The following is a 15971-nucleotide window of genomic DNA, read 5'->3' as shown; positions in this document are numbered from 1 at the left end:
CCGCGCGCCACATCGCAGACTTGACGGCGCGGGCTTTTGCAGCGAGCCAGTGTCGCCATGGATAAAGCAGACGTCGTAATCGTGGGTACGGGCCACGGTGCAGCGCAGGCGGCGATCGCGCTGCGCCAGCAGGGGCATGATGGAACGATCATCATGGTGGGGCGCGATTCCGAGGCGCCTTACGAGCGCCCGCCGCTCTCCAAGGAATACCTTGCCGGGGAGAAACCGTTCGAGCGGATCATAATCCGCCCGGCGCAGTTCTGGGCGGACAAGAACATCGAGCTGAGGTTGGGTCACGCGGTCACCGAAATCGACCCGGCGGCGCATGAAATCGGGCTCAGCGACGGGTCGCGGATCGGCTACCGCAAGTTGATCTGGGCTGGCGGGGGCGACCCGCGCCGCCTTTCCTGCGCCGGAGCGACCCTTAAAGGCGTGCATGCAGTTCGCGACAAGCGCGATGTCGATGCGATCATGGCGCAGCTTGAAGGCGGCGCGAAACGCTTCGTGGTGATCGGCGGCGGCTATATCGGGCTGGAAGCGGCTGCCGTGCTGCGCAAGCTCGACTGCGAAGTGACGCTGCTCGAAGCCCTGCCGCGCGTGCTCGCAAGGGTTGCGGGCGAAGAACTGTCGCGCTTCATCGAAGGCGAACACCGCGCGCATGGCGTCGACCTGCGGCTGGGGGCCATGGTCGAAGCGATCGAGGGCGAGGATGGCCATGTCACGGGAGTCCGCATCGGCAGCGGCGAGACGATCCCCTGCGATGCGGTGATTGTGGGGATCGGCATCGTTCCGGCGGTCGGCCCGCTGATCGCCGCCGGTGCCGCGGGATCGAACGGGGTCGACGTCGACATGTATTGCCGCACTACGCTCGATGACGTTTTCGCCATCGGGGACTGTGCCGCGCACGCCAATCCCTTTGCCGACCAGGCCGTGATCCGGCTGGAATCGGTGCAGAACGCCAATGACATGGCGAACACCGTCGCGCGTGCGATCATGGGCGACAAGCAGCCCTATCATGCGTTGCCATGGTTCTGGTCGAACCAGTACGACCTCAAGCTGCAGACCGCCGGCCTGTCGATCGACCATGACCAGACAATCGTCCGCGGCGATCCGGCGGAGCGGAAGTTCAGTGTGGTCTATCTCAAGGAAGGCCGCCCGATCGCCTTCGACTGCGTCAACAACACCAGGGATTACGTCCAGGGCCGCAAGCTGATCGAAAGCGATGTGCGCGAAGTCGATCTGGCTTTGTTGGCGGACCCCGAAGCTCAGCTCAAGGAACTGCTCTGAGCCTCTCGGCGGCCCAACCGGCGGCCTCCGCCACCACCGGATCGGGATCGTCCAGCAAGGGTTCCACCTGCGCCAACAGCGCAGGGTCGGCGCTGTTCCCCGCCGCATAGAGGCAATTGCGGACGAAGCGATTGCGCCCGATCCGCTTGATCGGCGAGCCCGAGAAAAACGCACGAAAGCCCGCATCGTCGAAGGCCAGGAAGTCGGCAAGCCGCGGCGCGACAAGTTCCGCGCGCGGCAGGAAATCGCGGTGGGCATGCGCCGTCGAAGCGAACTTGTTCCACGGGCAAACGCTGAGGCAATCGTCGCAGCCATAGATGCGATTGCCCAGTGCGGCCCTGAATTCTTCCGGAATCGGCCCCTTGTGCTCGATCGTGAGGTAGGAAATGCAGCGCCGCGCATCTAGCCGGTAAGGCGCGGGAAATGCCGCTGTGGGGCACGCCATCTGGCAGGCGTTGCAGGAGCCGCAACGGTCGCCATGCGGCGCATCGGCTTCCAGTTCGAGCGTGGTGTAGATCGCCCCCAGGAACAGCCAGCTGCCATGGGTGCGGCTGACCAGATTGGTATGCTTGCCTTGCCAGCCGAGGCCCGCCGCCTGCCCCAGCGGCTTTTCCATCACCGGCGCGGTGTCGACGAAGACCTTGAGCTCGGAGCCGGGCGCTTGATCCACCAGCCAGCGCGCCAGCGCCTTGAGCCGCTTCTTTACGGTGTCGTGATAGTCTTTCCCCCGCGCATAGACCGATATGCGCGCTTTTTCCGGATGGGCTTCGAGCGCCAGGGGGTCATCGGCAGGGGCATAGCTCATGCCCAAGGCAATCACGCTTTTGGCTTCGGGCCAGAGCGATTGCGGCCCGCGCCGAACATCCGGCCGGCTTTCCATCCACTCCATCGTGCCGTGGAAGCCTTCGCCCAGCCACTCGTCAAGCCGGCGTGCGGCAAGCGGATCGTCGCGGGCCGGGGCAATGCCGATCGCCGCGAAGCCGAGTGCTCTGGCTTCCGCCTTCAACCTTTCCGTCAGATCGGCATTTGTTGCGGCGTTAACCACGCTTGGGGTTGCTCCCGTTTAGCCCTCACAGTTAACAGGGCTCAATGGACAATGCGTTTGGCGACATGGCGGTAGGCGATCAGGCAGAGCTGGGCAATCGTGCCGATGCGGCGCGTCCGCTGGCGATCGAGGCGCGCGGGCTGGTGAAGCGGTTCGACGGCACGGTGGCGGTGGACGGGGTCGACATCTCAGTGCCCGAAGGCGCGATCTATGGCGTTCTGGGCCCGAATGGCGCGGGCAAGACCACGACCCTGCGCATGCTGCTGGGCATCATCGACCCCGACGAAGGGGTGCGCCGCGTGTTCGGGCATGACCGGCCGCACGATATTGCGCGCATGATCGGCTATCTGCCCGAGGAGCGCGGGCTCTATCCCTCAATGAAGGCGATCGACGCAATCGCCTTCATGGGCGCGCTGCGCGGCTTGCCGCTGGCCGAAGGGCGCCAGCGCGGCCGCGAGCTGCTCGAACGGCACGAGCTTGGCCATGCTGCCGAGCGCCAGATCCGCCAGCTGTCGAAAGGCATGGCGCAGACCGTCCAGCTGCTCGGTACGCTGGTACACCAGCCACGGCTGGTAGTGCTCGACGAGCCATTCAGCGGGCTCGACGCGATCAACCAGGGCAAGCTCGAGCGAATGATCCGCGCCCTGGCCGAGGACGGGGTGACGGTAATCTTCTCGACCCATGTGATTCACCATGCGGAGCGGCTGTGCGAAGGCGTGGCGATCATTGCCGGGGGCAAGGTGCCCTATGCCGGTTCGGTCGAAGCGGCGCGCGACCGGATCCCGGCGCAGGTGCGGCTGGAAACTCGGGCCCGCGAAGGCGCCTGGCTGAATGCGCTTCCGTCGGAAGCCCGCCGCGAAGGCGATTTCTTCATGTTCGCACTGCCCGAAAGCGGGATCGAGCCGCTGCTGCGCCAGCTGATCGAAGGCAATGCGGGCATATTGTCGCTTTCGATCGAACGCGCCGGACTGCACGACGCGTTCGTGCACATCGCGGGCGAAGCGGCAGCGCGTGCACTCGAAGAAGAATCGACCGCCGATCTGGCAGGAGGGCGCCGATGAGCGACGCCACACACCCAAAGTCGCGCCTGTCCGCGCTGCAAGCCGCCTGGGTAATCGCACGCCGCGATTTCGTGGCGGTGCTGTTCAGCCGGGCGTTCTTCTTCTTCCTGCTCGGGCCGCTGTTCCCGGTGATCGTGGGCGGGCTCGCTGGCGGAATCGGCGGGCAAGTGCAGCGCGAAGCGATGAGCAGCGAAGTCGGCCTAGCCATGAGCGCCGAGGATAACGCCGCCATGCTTGCAGCAAGGGCCCACCTCCGTCCGCAGTTGGGCGGGGCCTTGCCCGACCTGGTCGAGATCGAAACTGCGCGAGGAGATCCGGATTTCGACGCGCGCGCATTCCTGCAGGAAAAGCGCGGCAATTACGCCGCCATCGTCGCGGGTTCGCTCGACGAGCCGGAACTTTTCGGCACGCCCGGGCAGGTCGCGCGCTGGGAAGGGCCGGTAGCGCTGCTTGCTGCCAATGCCGCCGCACCCGAACCCGCCAGCCTGCCGACGGTAAAATCGCAGCTGGTTACCACGACCGCAGTGGCGGTGCGGAGCGACCGGATTCGCACCGCGCAGGCTGCCCAGATGATGCTGTTCCTGCTCACCATGCTGCTGGCCGGCATGGTTCTGTCGAACCTCGTCGAGGAAAAGGCCAACAAGATCATCGAAATCCTTGCCGCCGCGATCCCGATGGATGCGGTGTTCCTGGGCAAGCTCTTCGCCATGCTGGCGGTCTCGCTGGTCGGGATCGGCGTATGGGGTGCGGTCGGCTTCGGCCTGTGGAGCGTAGGAGGAGACGCGATCACCGCCGCGACCGGCTTCAACCCCGCCAATCTGCCTGCGCCCGCGGTTGGCTGGCCAATGTTCGTCCTGCTGGGCGTGCTCTATTTCGCGATGGCCTATCTGCTGCTCGGGGTGCTGTTCCTGACCATCGGGGCAATGGCGGCGACGGTGCGCGAGGTCCAGACTCTGTCGATGCCGGTCACCATGATGCAGCTGATGGTGTTTTTCCTTGCTGCCTATGTGATCACTCAGCCCGGTTCGGCGCTGGAGATGCTGGCCATCGTCTTCCCGCTTAGCTCCCCTTTCGCCATGCTTGCGCGTGCGGCGCTGCAGGAGACGTTGTGGGTCCATGCCGCGGCGCTTGCCTGGCAAGGGCTGATGGTGGCGCTGATCGTCAAGGGCGGCTCGACCCTGTTCCGCCGCCGCGTGATGAAATCGGGCGCTGCGGGGCGCGACAAGCCGGCCCGGCGCCGCTTCGCATTCGGGAAGCGAGCGGCCGATGCCGCAAAATAGGTTCCGAATCGCAACTCACTATTGACATTGCTGTCAATAGCGGCAGGATGGAGCCAGAAACGCAGCGACCGCCAGAGTCGCTCAGCACGGAGAGAAGAATGGCCACGATCGCCCCCGAACGCCCGCAAGTGCGTCGCTCGCCCACCGCCTTCGAGGCTTTGCGCGAACATTTGAAGACGCATCCTGACGACAGGCTGGTGCACACGCACAAATGGGACGTGAGCCGCTCCGACATCTATTTCGAGGACACCTGGCAGCCGATCTTCAAGGAAATGCGCGAAGCCGGCCCGCTGCATTACATCCCCGAAAGCCCTTTCGGCCCCTATTGGGCGGTGGTGCAGCACAAGGCGATCCAGCATATCGAAGCCTTGCCTGAAATCTTCTCGTCGAGCTGGGAGCATGGCGGGATCACCATCCTTGAGCGGCTGAGCGACGAAGAGCTTGCGGCGCGTGGTGCCGAGCGCCGCGAACTGCCGATGTTCATCGCGATGGACCGGCCGCAGCACACCGGCCAGCGCCGCACCGTTGCGCCCAAATTCACCCCCAGCTCGATCACCGACATGGAAGCGGAAATTCGCCAGCGCACCGGCGAATTGCTCGACACGCTTCCGCGCGGCGAAGTGTTCGATTGGGTCGACAAGGTCTCGATCGAACTGACCACCGGCATGCTGGCGATCCTGTTCGGCTTCCCCTGGGAAGACCGCCGCCTTCTGACTTTCTGGTCGGACTGGTCGGGCGACACCGAACTCGCCACCGTGCGCGAGCTCGACGAAATGCGCTGGGGAATCCTGCAGGAGATGCTGGCCTATTTCCAGTCGCTGTGGATCGAACGGACCCATCAGGACGGCGGCGAAGACCTGATCTCGATGATGATCCATTCCGACGCTATGAACCAGATGAGCCCGCAGGAATTCATGGGCAATCTGATCTTGCTGATCGTGGGTGGCAACGACACCACCCGCAACACTATGAGCGGGATCATCCATGCCTTCGACAAGTTCCCCGACCAGCGCAAGCTGTTCGAGGAGAACCCCGACCTCATCCCCAATGCGGTGCAGGAATGCATCCGCTACCAGACGCCGCTCGCGCACATGCGCCGCACCTGCACCGAAGACACCGAAGTGTTCGGCCAGCATGTGAAAAAGGGTGACAAGGTGGTGCTGTGGTATCTCTCGGCCAATCGCGACGAGGAAGTGTTCGACAATGCGGACAAGCTCGACATCACGCGCGAGAATGCCCGCCGCCACATCGCCTTCGGCTATGGCATCCACCGCTGCGTCGGGGCTCGCCTTGCCGAACTGCAGCTGCGGGTTCTGCTTGAGGAAATGCACAAGCGCCGCATGCGAGTGCATGTAGCAGGCGACGTAGAGCGGGTCCGCGCCAACTTCGTGCACGGCTTCCGCAAGCTCGAAGTCGAGATCACCAGCTTCTGATAATTTGAAACCATTCCGGCGTCCGGTTCGTATATACTGTCATGAGACCTCTATACGGACCGCATGCCATGAACGCATTCGTCACCCATCGCCGCCAGTTTCTCGCCGCGCTCGGCATAGGGGCCGCGCTGCCGGTTCTGGCCGCTTGCGGATCGTCGCGCGCCGAAGCCAAGAGCTATCGGGTCCAGCTGAGCGATGCCGAATGGCGCAGGAAACTGACCAAGGACCAGTACTGGATCCTGCGCGAAGCCGGGACCGAGCGCCCCTACAGCTCTCCGCTCAACAAGGAAAAGCGGGCGGGGACTTTCCACTGTGTCGGCTGCGGCAACGCGCTTTATTCCTCGCGCACCAAATATGACAGCAAGACGGGCTGGCCCAGCTTCTGGGCGGCGATCGACAAGGGCGCGGTGGGCACTTCGACCGACTACAAGATCGGCTATCCGCGGACCGAAGTGCACTGCGCCGATTGCGGCGGGCATCTGGGGCACATCTTCAGCGACGGGCCCGAACCGACGGGCCAAAGGCACTGCATCAACGGGCTGGCGCTGGATTTCCGCCCGGCGTAGCTTCAGGGGCGGCCACATCGGCTGCGCGCGCTTCGGCAGGAGTGACGACACGCCAGACCTTGAGCGTATCCGGACCGCCCACATCGACCGGTTCGAGCCATGAGGGAATGTCGCCCTCGTAAAGCCTGTTCATCAACCCGCCGTTCCCGCCACCCCTGCGGAAGTTCGCCACCTCCGCCAGGTCGAGGCACGCCACGACATATCCGGCACGATAGGCTTCGACATATTTGCGCGCATCATCGGGGCTGTGCGTGAAGGCGTAGATCACATCGTGCATCGCCTTTGCCGCGCGGTGGTGGTTCGATGCCGCCACCGAGTGATGCGTGTCCAACAACAGCGCCGGGCCAAGGTCGAGTGGTGCGAAGAGTGTGGAAGGCGGCAGTCGGTCAAGCAACTGCGCGTTCTTGCTCAGCTCGCAGCTGGATTCGGCGATCTTGAATGTCCGGGATACAGGCTCAGGCTCCACGAATTTCTGAAGCGGGAGCATCAGCGCGCCCGGCAGGAAAACGACCTAGAGCACGATTGCGAGCGCGGCCTTGGGCAGCAGGTGCTCGTAGCTGCGCCAGCGCTTGATTATCCGCGCCACGAACCAGCCCATCGGAATCGCGGCAAGCACACCCGCAAACGCCATCGAGCGTATAGGTCGCGCAGGCGGGCAGGCTGTGGAACAGCCTGGTGCTGACGCCGGTGCTGGAAACATCGCGCAGGATGCAAACGAACTCGCCTTGCGGGGACAGCAGCTTGGCAGGGCGAATCAGCAGCGAATAGCGTTGCGCATTGCGCTGGTCCGCCGGTTCGGCATGATCCGTCTGCACATCTCGCGGAAAAACCGCATGATCCATCGCTGGAAACCCCTGTCCTATACGCCCCGAACTGGCCGCATGCAGTCGTTACCACGGCCTTGCTTATCGGATTCGATCTAGGGGCATAGGGGTTAAAACGGAGCTAATTGTGCTCCGGAACCGCGTGCGGGTGGTGGGACTCGAACCCACACGAGGGAAACCTCAGGGGATTTTAAGTCCCCGGCGTCTACCATTCCGCCACACCCGCGCGTCGAGCCTCCTAGCGACAGCGGGCGGGCGCGACAACGCATCAGCGCAATCGCTACATATTTTGCATTGGCAGTGAGCGGTTTTGCCGTTGCCGCTTTCGCTCAGGCGTCGTTGATGCGCTTGCGCATCTCCTTGCCGGGCTTGAAATAGGGAACGCGCTTCGAAGGCACGTCCACCGTTTCGCCAGTGCGCGGGTTGCGCCCCTGGCGCGACTCGCGTTGCCGCGTGGAGAAGGCACCGAAGCCGCGCAGCTCCACCCTTCCGCCTTCGGCAAGCCGTTCGGCGATCTCTTCGAAGAAGATGTCGACCACCTGCTCGACTTCTTCCGCGCGCAATTCAGGATTGTCCCTGTGAAGCGCCTGCAGCAATTCGGATCTGATCATGTGCACCTCCCGCCTGCGTACCCTCGCCGATCAAAAAACCGGCGAGCCTATCCTGTGGCAATCCTGACGGCACTGCTTCGACCCAAAAGCAGCTCCGACCCCCATTGTTATCGTGCCAGATAACAGGCGCGGTCGCAAGGTCGGCAGGCGATTTTTTGCTTTTTCAATAGGTGCTTGGCATAAGCCGCAGAATTGTCAGGCTTCCTCGAGGAGCTCAGCCAGGTCGATTCCGAGGCGTTCCATCCGGGCCCGGATTTCGGGCCATTCATTGCGCAGGAAGCTGTCGCGTTCGCGATTACGCAGCCGGTCGGCCGCGCCGGCGACCACATACATGCCGACGCCGCGCTGGACTTCTACCAGGCCGTCGTTCTGGAACTGCTGGTAGGCCTTGGCCACGGTCAACGGATTGGCGCCCTCCTCGGCTGCAAGCGCCCGCACCGACGGCAGCATGTCGCCTTCGGCATAGCGCCCTTCGATGATGGCAGCCGCGATCTGGTCGCGCAGCTTCAGGTAAACGGGTCGGTTCTGGCTCATAGTTCCCTCGCGATAAGTGCTTCAGTGCCATAATACAGCCATGCGCGTCAAGTTTCCGGTCTTTCGACGAACGACATTCGCAGAGGTGGTTTCGCCTGCAACTAAGGCTTCACATGAGCGATTGAGGCGTTAGGGTGCCGCCCGAAGGGGAGGCATGCCGCGCGCTGCCTTAAGGACTATCGGGGAGGGCCTTCGTGTCGCTTGAAGAAATCATCGTCGCCATTGCGGCGTCGTTCCTGCTGCTGCTGCTGATCGGCGGCGCAACCATCGTTACTTCGTCGAAAGCAGAATTTGCCGGGCACCCCAAAGGGCTGTTCGTGCTGTTCTTCGCGGAGATGTGGGAGCGCTTTTCCTATTACGGCATGCGCGCGCTGCTGATTTTCTACCTGACGCAGCACTGGCTTTTCAACGACGAGAAGGCCTCGGTCATCTACGGCGCTTATACGGCGCTGGTCTATATCGCGCCGGTGCTCGGCGGCTATCTCGCGGACAAATATCTCGGCCAGCGCAAGGCAGTGCTGTTTGGCGCGGTCCTGCTGACGATCGGCCACTTCCTGATGGCCTTCGAAGGCGAAGGCACGCTGGGCCAGAACAACCCGATGATCGACATCTTCTGGGCGGCGCTGGCCTTCATCATCGTCGGCTCGGGCTTCCTCAAGGCCAATATCTCGGTGATCGTGGGCCAGCTCTACCCGCGCACCGACATCCGCCGCGACGGCGCCTACACCATCTTCTACATGGGGATTAACGTCGGCGCCGCAGTCGGCACGATCATCGCCGGCTATCTCGGCCAGACCTATGGCTGGGCCTATGGCTTCGGCGCGGCGGGCATCGGCATGCTGCTCGGCCTGGTCGTGTTCGTTGTGTTCAAGCCGCTGCTGCTGGGCAAGGGCGAAAGCACCGTTCCGGAAAAGCTTGCGGCGCCGTTCATGGGCATGAAGTTCGAATGGTTCCTCTACCTCGTCGGCTTCGCTGCGGTGGCAGTGACCTGGTGGCTGGTGCAGAATCAGGCAATCGTCGGGACCATCCTCGGCGTGTTCGGCCTTGCGCTGGTCGCTTTCGTGGTCTGGGAGGCGATCAAGATCGGCGGGCACGACCGTGACCGCATCTTTGCCGCAATGTTCCTGATCATCGGTTCGGTCCTGTTCTGGGCGCTGTTCGAACAGGCTGGTTCTTCGCTCAACCTGTTCACCGATCGCTATGTCGACCGGCAGGGCGTCTCAGCCTCGATCTTCCAGTCGATCAACCCGATCTACATCATCATGCTGGCGCCGCTGTTCGCGGGCCTTTGGACCTGGCTTGGCAAGAAGGGGCTCGAACCCTCGACCCCGGCCAAGTTCGGCCTGGCACTGATCCAGCTTGGCGCAGGCTTCCTGGTTCTGGTGCTGGGCGCCAACACGGTCGGCATGGAGAATATGACCCCGGTCATCTTCATCTTCCTGATCTACCTGCTGCACACCACGGGCGAGCTCTGCCTCAGCCCGGTCGGCCTATCGGCGATGAACCGACTGGCCCCCGCGCATATGGCCTCGCTCATCATGGGCACCTGGTTCTTCGCTTCGGCAACCGGCAATTTCGTAGCCGGGCTGATCGCAGCGGCGACCGGTTCGGAAGCGGCATCGGGCGAAGGCGCAGCGAAGGAAACGGTGCTCGCGGTCTATAGCCAGATCGGCTGGATCACGGTTGGCGTGGGTATTGCGGTGATCGTGATAAGCCCGCTGATCAAGAAGCTGATGCACCTCGATACGCTGAGGGACGACACGCTGGAAGGCGCTGCGGAAGCGGGCCTCGAAGCGCAGGAAGCCGGGGTTCACCCCACTTCGCGCCCTTCATCCTGATAGTATGAATGCAATGCGGAGCCCGGTACGCCGGGCTCCGCAAATCTGGTCGCAATCTTCAAGGGGACGCACATGCCACGCGTGACGCGCGCACTCGCAGGCCTCGGGAGCGCACTCGCGCTCGCCGCCTGCGCTACAACTTCAGGGGCCGAAGCCGGCGCGGAGACAGCCTCTGCATCGAAGCCGGTTTCGCCGCAATTCGACAAGAATCCCTACCCCTCTACCTATCGCCCCTACCCCGGCGTGCCGACCGCGCTGGTCGGCGCGACGGTGTTCGACGGGACCGGGGCACAGCTCGACAATGCCACCGTGCTGCTGCGCGACGGCAAGGTCGAAGCGGTGGGCGCGGGGCTCAACACGTCGGGCTATGCGGTGATCGACGCGCGCGGCAAGTTCGTGACGCCCGGGGTGATCGACATCCACTCGCACCTTGGCGACTATCCGACCCCGTCGGTACCCGCGCATTCGGACGGCAATGAAGCGACTTCGCCGAGTACGCCCGACGTCTGGTCTGAACATTCGGTGTGGCCGCAGGATCCGGGCTTCACTCGCGCGCTCGCCAATGGCGGTGTCACTTCGCTGCAGATCCTGCCCGGCTCGGCCAACCTTGTCGGCGGCCGTACGGTCACGCTCAAGAACGTGCCCAGCCGCACGGTGCAGGGAATGAAGTTCCCCGGCGCGCCCTATGGCATGAAGATGGCATGCGGCGAGAATCCCAAGCGCGTCTATGGCTCGCGCAACCGCATGCCTTCCACACGGATGGGCAATTTCGCGGTCAATCGCCAGACCTGGCTCGACGCCAAGGCCTATGCCAAGGATGATAAGAAGAAGCGCGACCTCGCCAAGGAGACGCTGCAGGGCGTGCTCGAGGGCGAAATCCTGGTCCACAACCATTGCTACCGCGCCGACGAAATGGCGCTAGTGATGGATATGGCCAAGGAGATGGGATACCGCGTCACCGCTTTCCACCACGCGGTCGAAAGCTACAAGATCGGCGACCTGCTGCGCGAAAACGACGTATGCAGCGCGATCTGGGCCGATTGGTACGGCTTCAAAATGGAAAGCTATGACGGGATTCCCGAAAACGCCGCTTTGCTGCAGCAGGCGGGCGCTTGCGTGGTGATCCATTCGGATGACGAGAACGGCATCCAGCGCCTCAACCAGGAAGCCGCCAAGGCGCAGGCTGCGGGTGCCCGCATGGGCATCGCCATTCCTGATGGCCAGGTGGTCCGCTGGTTCACGCTCAACGCCGCCAAGGCGATGGGGATCGATTCCATGACCGGCAGCCTCGAACCCGGCAAGATGGGCGATGTGGTGCTGTGGAACGGCGACCCGCTGAGCGTCTATTCGCGACCCGAAAAGGTGTGGGTCGACGGCGCGCTGCTGTTCGATGCGGACGATCCGGAGCGACGCCCGGTGAGCGACTTCGAGCTCGGCCAGCAAGGCGAAGGAGACGTGAAATGATCCGCGCTTCGCTTCTAGCAGCCAGTGCTACCGCAATCGCTCTCGCAGCGCCTGCCATGGCGCAGGACTTCGCGATCACCAACGCCACTGTCGCCACCGGTGACGGCAGCGCACCGATCGCCAACGCCACCGTAGTGGTGCGCGGCGGCAAGATCGCGGCTGTTGGCGCCGACGTGCGACCCGATCCTTCGCTCCCGACAATCGACGGGACAGGCCGCTGGGTCACGCCCGGACTGGTCGCGGCCGTCACCACGCTTGGCCTGGTTGACGTGAACGGCGTGGAATCGAGCAATGACACCAGTGCGAGCCGGGCGCGCTTCAATGCCGCGCTCGACGTGACGCCCGCGATCAATCCCGCCTCGCAGCACATCAAGGTCGGGCGCGCCAACGGTATCACCCGCGCGGTGGTCTCTGGCGGTGCGTCGAACTCGATCTTCGCGGGCCAGGGTGCGGTGATCGACCTGGGTGACGATCCTTCGCCGGTGACGAAGGCAAAAGCGTTCCAGATGGTGACCCTGTCCGAAAGCGGCGCGCGGATCGCCGGCGGCAGCCGCAAGGCGAGCCATGCCGAACTGCGCAACGCGCTTCGCGAAGCGCAGGATTTTGCCGCCGGGCGCTGGAGCGGCGATGGCAACCTCCTTACCCGCGCAGATGCCGAAGCGCTGGGTCCGGTCGTCGCGGGCACGCAGCAGCTCTTCATCGAGGCGCATCGCGCTTCCGACATCCGTACGGTCATCGCGCTGGGCAAGGAATTCCCGCGGCTTCGCCTCGTGCTGGTTGGCGCGACCGAAGGCTGGCTGGTGGCGCAGGAACTGGCGGCTTCGGGCATTCCGGTGATGGCCGAAAGCCTGCAGGACTTGCCCGAACGGTTCGAACAGATCGCCGCCACGCAGAGCAATATCGGCCGCATGCGCGCTGCCGGGGTCAATGTGTCGATCAATGCGGATTCGATCCGCTTCACCGACCATCTGAAGCAGCACGCGGGCAATCTGGTCGCGCTTGGGCGCATGTCCGGCGCTGCCGGGCTGAGCTGGGGCGAAGCGCTCGCCACGATTAGCTCGCGGCCAGCCGAAGCGGTTGGCATGGGCGGCAAGATCGGCGTGCTCAAGCCGGGCGCGGCCGGCGACGTCGTGATCTGGGACGGCGATCCGCTTGAAGTGTCGAGCGGGGCTGTGCAGGTGTTCATCGATGGCGTCGAACAACCGCTCGACAACCATCGTACTCGCCTGCGCGACCGCTATCGCGACCTCGATGAGAGCGACTTGCCCAAGGCCTTCGACTGGTAGCATCCACGGTGAGCCGGCAGCGCCGGCTTGCCTTTTGCGGCTCCATGTGACCAATTCCCTGCAAGGGGGAATTGGTCATGGACAATGCCTTGGTCGAAGTGGTCGCAGCCAATGTGGCTTTTGTCGGTTCGCATTTCGCGATGTCGCACCCGCTGCGCGCGCCGATGGTGAAGCTGCTGCGCGAGGGCGGCTTCAGCTTCGCCTACACGCTGGTCAGTTTCGCCACGCTCTATTGGGTCTATGCCGCCTTCACCAAGGCTCCGGCGGGCGATCTTGGTGGCTCGGGCGAAGCGGGATGGATCATCGCAACTGTGCTGACCTTGCCGGCAATGGTGCTGTTCGCCGGATCGATGGCGGGTAATCCTGCACTGCCGACGCCTGCCGCCGCCAAGCAGGCGATGGCTGAGCCCAAAGGCGTGTTCCGCGTCACCCGGCACCCGATGATGTGGGGCTTCGGCCTGTGGGCGCTGTCGCACATCGTGCTGTGGTGGAGCTGGCGCGGAGTGATCACCGCGCTTGCGATGGGCATATTGGCGCTGGTCGGGGCGCATCTGCAGGATCGCAAGAAACGCGAGCAGATGGGTGACGCCTGGGCAAGTTGGGAAAGCCAGACCAGCTATTGGCCGAAGCTGGACAAGCTGTTTTCGGTCGGCCTGCTGTGGTGGGCGATCGGGCTGGGCCTGTGGCTGGCGATAAGCTGGGCGCACGGCCCGCTGGGCGGCATCGAAGGCGGGATCTGGCGCTGGTTCTGACATCCCGGAAGTGCGACTTCGCCAGCGGCAAGGTGTCTCCCCTGCGCCAGCGGTAATCGTATTCAGATAACGGATACTAACCTTTTATTTGTCTTAGCAGCCAATAGCCTACAGATAGGCCGCCGGGGGCAGAAAGGTTAGGCATGACAATTTCGCTCGCATCCGTGGCCCTGATGGCATCGTCGGCCCCGCTTGCGTCTGCACTCCCCCAGCCGGTTTTGGTACAGGCGGTGCAGGAAGTTCCCCCCGAGGAGCTGCCCGAGGAGGCGCCCGCCGAGGAACGGCCCGCCACAGCCGAGCCCCAGGCGGAGGCTCAGGACCCGACCCAGGGCAATGTCATCGTGGTCAGCGCCGAAGCGCGCGACCCGCTCAAGGACCCGCTCGAGAACGTCAACGCTGCAACCTTCGAACTTACGCAGAAGGTGGACCAGGCCGTGGTCGCGCCGATTGCCGAGGTTTACGAGGAAGATCTGCCCAGCCCGTTGCGCAAGGGCCTGCGGAATTTCTTTCGCAACCTGATGGAGCCGGTCAACGCGCTCAACTTCCTGCTGCAGCTGAAGCCGGGCAAGGCCGTTGAGACTGTCGGTCGCTTCGCGATCAACACCACCGTCGGGGTGGGCGGGCTGTTCGACGTCGCAAAGAAGGAACCGTTCAAGCTTCCCCATCGCCGCAACGGCTTCGGCAATACGCTGGGCTATTACGGGGTCGGGCCGGGGCCATTCCTGGTGGTACCGCTGGTGGGCGCGACCACGCTGCGCGACCTGATCGGCACCGGGATCGACCAGTCGATCCTGCCCTTCGCAGTCGGCAAGCCGTTCAACACGCCCTATTACGCGATCCCCGCCTTCACGGTGAATTCGCTCGAATACCGGATCAACTTCGACGACCAGATCACGCAGATCAACACGAGCGACGATCCCTATTACGCGATGCGCGAGACCTATCTGTGCCAGCGCGAAGCCGAGATCGCCGCACTCAAGAACCGCCCGCCGCCGCGCGATTGCAGCATCGAGGCGATCATGGCGGGCCCGCCGCTTCCCGAAGGGCCGCTGGCCGAGACCGTCGAAACGATCATCGCAGAGCCGGTCGAGCAAGTGGAGCCCGAAACTGTAGCCGAGCCGGAACCGCCAGCGATCGTCTATATCAGCAAGGAAGTGGTGCAGCCTCTGCCCGAGAGCTGATCTGCCGGGCTATTTGCCTTTGAAATCGGGTGCGCGCTTCTCGATCAGCGCGTCGACCCCTTCCATATGGTCTTCGGTCAAATGCATCAGCGCCTGCGCATTGGCGGCGAGTTCGAGCGCGGTGTCGTAACTCACCTCGCGCCCTTGCCGCATCAAGTTCTTGGCGTGGCGCAGCGCATGCGGCGGCATAGCGGCGACCTTGGCGGCGAGCGCCTGCGCCTCGTCCATCAGCGCTTCGGGCGGCACCACCCGGCTAACGAGACCCCAGTCGAGCGCGGTTGCCGCATCGATCACATCGCCGGTGTAGAACAGCTCTGCCGCGCGCGCCTCGCCGATGATGCGCGGCAGGGTCCATGTGCCGCCATCGCCGGGGACCAGCCCGAGCTTGAGGAAAGTGACGCCGAATTTTGCCTTGTCCGACGCGATCCGGAGATCGCCGAGGCAGGCGACATCGCAGCCGAGCCCGATCGCGGGCCCGTTGACCGCCGAGATCAGCGGCACGCGCAGACCATACAGCGCGCGGAGCATGCGATGGATATTGTCGCGATAGCTGTCTGAAATGCCCGGCGGAGTGCCGCCGAAGCTGCCGCTGCGCGATTTCATCGCCTTGATGTCACCGCCAGCGCTGAAGGCTTGCCCCGCGCCGGTGAGGATCACGCAGCGCACATCGAGATCGCGATTGATCGCATCGCAGGCTGCTGCGAATTCGTCCCCATCGCCTGCCTGCCCGAGCGGGTTCATGATTTCCGCACGGTCGATCGTGAGGGTGGTGACGTGATTGGCGGTTTCGATCTGGAGGAGCGCCACCC

The 15971-nt window shown here is 63.9% G+C and carries 15 protein-coding genes and 1 tRNA gene; 10 read left to right on the top strand and 6 right to left on the bottom strand.

Annotated elements, in window-relative coordinates; translation table 11 throughout:
- Positions 1–57: 57 nt before the first annotated feature.
- Positions 58–1287, top strand: a complete 1230-nt coding sequence (locus VRS74_RS02140; protein WP_354143594.1) for an NAD(P)/FAD-dependent oxidoreductase — start codon at positions 58–60, stop codon at positions 1285–1287.
- Here the strand turns inward: VRS74_RS02140 and queG are convergent.
- Complete coding sequence (gene queG, locus VRS74_RS02135) at positions 1271–2332, bottom strand: tRNA epoxyqueuosine(34) reductase QueG (protein WP_354143593.1); 1062 nt, start codon at positions 2330–2332, stop codon at positions 1271–1273. The two genes, VRS74_RS02140 and queG, sit on opposite strands and share 17 nt — an antisense overlap.
- Positions 2333–2397: 65 nt before the next feature.
- Here queG and VRS74_RS02130 point away from each other — a divergent pair, with 65 nt between their 5' ends.
- From VRS74_RS02130 to msrB, 4 genes are all read left to right on the top strand, one after another.
- A complete protein-coding gene (locus VRS74_RS02130; RefSeq protein ID WP_354143879.1) occupies positions 2398–3393 on the top strand; it encodes an ABC transporter ATP-binding protein in 996 nt (331 codons plus the stop codon).
- On the top strand, positions 3390–4673 hold the full coding sequence (locus tag VRS74_RS02125) for an ABC transporter permease (RefSeq protein WP_354143592.1): 1284 nt from the start codon (positions 3390–3392) through the stop codon (positions 4671–4673). Before VRS74_RS02130 ends, VRS74_RS02125 begins: the two co-directional genes overlap by 4 nt.
- A 98-nt stretch (positions 4674–4771) precedes the next feature.
- Complete coding sequence (locus VRS74_RS02120) at positions 4772–6106, top strand: cytochrome P450 (protein WP_354143591.1); 1335 nt, start codon at positions 4772–4774, stop codon at positions 6104–6106.
- Positions 6107–6174: 68 nt separating this feature from the next.
- Positions 6175–6672 (top strand): peptide-methionine (R)-S-oxide reductase MsrB, encoded by a 498-nt coding sequence (gene msrB, locus VRS74_RS02115; protein WP_354143590.1) that lies wholly within the window; start codon positions 6175–6177, stop codon positions 6670–6672.
- On the opposite strand, the gene VRS74_RS02110 is transcribed toward msrB, so the two are convergent.
- The 4 genes from VRS74_RS02110 to VRS74_RS02095 all read right to left on the bottom strand — a co-directional run bounded on the left by VRS74_RS02110 (position 6638) and on the right by VRS74_RS02095 (position 8641).
- Positions 6638–7159 (bottom strand): hypothetical protein, encoded by a 522-nt coding sequence (locus VRS74_RS02110; RefSeq protein WP_354143589.1) that lies wholly within the window; start codon positions 7157–7159, stop codon positions 6638–6640. The two genes, msrB and VRS74_RS02110, sit on opposite strands and share 35 nt — an antisense overlap.
- Positions 7160–7639: 480 nt before the next feature.
- Positions 7640–7722 (bottom strand) — tRNA-Leu (locus tag VRS74_RS02105).
- 103 nt (positions 7723–7825) lie between these two features.
- Positions 7826–8107, bottom strand: coding sequence for an integration host factor subunit beta (locus VRS74_RS02100; RefSeq protein WP_354143588.1), 282 nt, complete (start codon positions 8105–8107; stop codon positions 7826–7828).
- A 195-nt stretch (positions 8108–8302) separates the two neighbouring features.
- On the bottom strand, positions 8303–8641 hold the full coding sequence (locus tag VRS74_RS02095) for a GntR family transcriptional regulator (protein ID WP_354143587.1): 339 nt from the start codon (positions 8639–8641) through the stop codon (positions 8303–8305).
- A 335-nt stretch (positions 8642–8976) separates the two neighbouring features.
- On the opposite strand from VRS74_RS02095, the gene VRS74_RS02090 reads away from it, so the two are divergent.
- From VRS74_RS02090 to VRS74_RS02070, 5 genes are all read left to right on the top strand, one after another.
- Positions 8977–10479 (top strand): peptide MFS transporter, encoded by a 1503-nt coding sequence (locus VRS74_RS02090; RefSeq protein ID WP_435521365.1) that lies wholly within the window; start codon positions 8977–8979, stop codon positions 10477–10479.
- A gap of 72 nt (positions 10480–10551) precedes the next feature.
- A complete protein-coding gene (locus VRS74_RS02085) occupies positions 10552–11943 on the top strand; it encodes an amidohydrolase (RefSeq protein ID WP_354143586.1) in 1392 nt (463 codons plus the stop codon).
- On the top strand, positions 11940–13229 hold the full coding sequence (locus tag VRS74_RS02080) for an amidohydrolase family protein (RefSeq protein ID WP_354143585.1): 1290 nt from the start codon (positions 11940–11942) through the stop codon (positions 13227–13229). The genes VRS74_RS02085 and VRS74_RS02080 overlap by 4 nt, the downstream gene beginning before the upstream one ends.
- Positions 13230–13306: 77 nt before the next feature.
- On the top strand, positions 13307–13981 hold the full coding sequence (locus VRS74_RS02075) for an NnrU family protein (protein WP_354143584.1): 675 nt from the start codon (positions 13307–13309) through the stop codon (positions 13979–13981).
- Positions 13982–14124: 143 nt separating this feature from the next.
- The gene (locus tag VRS74_RS02070; RefSeq protein WP_354143583.1) at positions 14125–15162 is read left to right on the top strand and encodes an MlaA family lipoprotein; all 1038 of its coding nucleotides are present in this window, start codon (positions 14125–14127) and stop codon (positions 15160–15162) included.
- A gap of 9 nt (positions 15163–15171) precedes the next feature.
- On the opposite strand, the gene VRS74_RS02065 is transcribed toward VRS74_RS02070, so the two are convergent.
- The gene (locus tag VRS74_RS02065) at positions 15172–15969 is read right to left on the bottom strand and encodes a crotonase/enoyl-CoA hydratase family protein (RefSeq protein ID WP_354143582.1); all 798 of its coding nucleotides are present in this window, start codon (positions 15967–15969) and stop codon (positions 15172–15174) included.
- Between the last annotated feature and the right edge of the window lie 2 nt (positions 15970–15971).

The organism is Altererythrobacter litoralis (genome assembly GCF_036324225.1).
GTDB classification, from domain to species: Bacteria; Pseudomonadota; Alphaproteobacteria; order Sphingomonadales; family Sphingomonadaceae; genus Erythrobacter; species Erythrobacter litoralis_A.
The sequence above is the reverse complement of the archived record's forward strand: the minus strand, read 5'-3'. Positions and strand labels throughout refer to the sequence as shown.

Coding starts and splice junctions, on each gene's coding strand:
- VRS74_RS02140 (WP_354143594.1), top strand. CDS start 58: ATGGATAAAGCAGACGTCGTAATCGTGGGTACGGGCCACGGTGCAGCG.
- VRS74_RS02070 (WP_354143583.1), top strand. CDS start 14,125: ATGACAATTTCGCTCGCATCCGTGGCCCTGATGGCATCGTCGGCCCCG.
- VRS74_RS02125 (WP_354143592.1), top strand. CDS start 3,390: ATGAGCGACGCCACACACCCAAAGTCGCGCCTGTCCGCGCTGCAAGCC.
- VRS74_RS02085 (WP_354143586.1), top strand. CDS start 10,552: ATGCCACGCGTGACGCGCGCACTCGCAGGCCTCGGGAGCGCACTCGCG.
- VRS74_RS02120 (WP_354143591.1), top strand. CDS start 4,772: ATGGCCACGATCGCCCCCGAACGCCCGCAAGTGCGTCGCTCGCCCACC.
- msrB (WP_354143590.1), top strand. CDS start 6,175: ATGAACGCATTCGTCACCCATCGCCGCCAGTTTCTCGCCGCGCTCGGC.
- VRS74_RS02090 (WP_435521365.1), top strand. CDS start 8,977: ATGTGGGAGCGCTTTTCCTATTACGGCATGCGCGCGCTGCTGATTTTC.
- VRS74_RS02110 (WP_354143589.1), bottom strand. CDS start 7,159: ATGCTCCCGCTTCAGAAATTCGTGGAGCCTGAGCCTGTATCCCGGACA.
- VRS74_RS02095 (WP_354143587.1), bottom strand. CDS start 8,641: ATGAGCCAGAACCGACCCGTTTACCTGAAGCTGCGCGACCAGATCGCG.
- VRS74_RS02075 (WP_354143584.1), top strand. CDS start 13,307: ATGGACAATGCCTTGGTCGAAGTGGTCGCAGCCAATGTGGCTTTTGTC.
- VRS74_RS02130 (WP_354143879.1), top strand. CDS start 2,398: ATGGCGGTAGGCGATCAGGCAGAGCTGGGCAATCGTGCCGATGCGGCG.
- VRS74_RS02080 (WP_354143585.1), top strand. CDS start 11,940: ATGATCCGCGCTTCGCTTCTAGCAGCCAGTGCTACCGCAATCGCTCTC.
- VRS74_RS02100 (WP_354143588.1), bottom strand. CDS start 8,107: ATGATCAGATCCGAATTGCTGCAGGCGCTTCACAGGGACAATCCTGAA.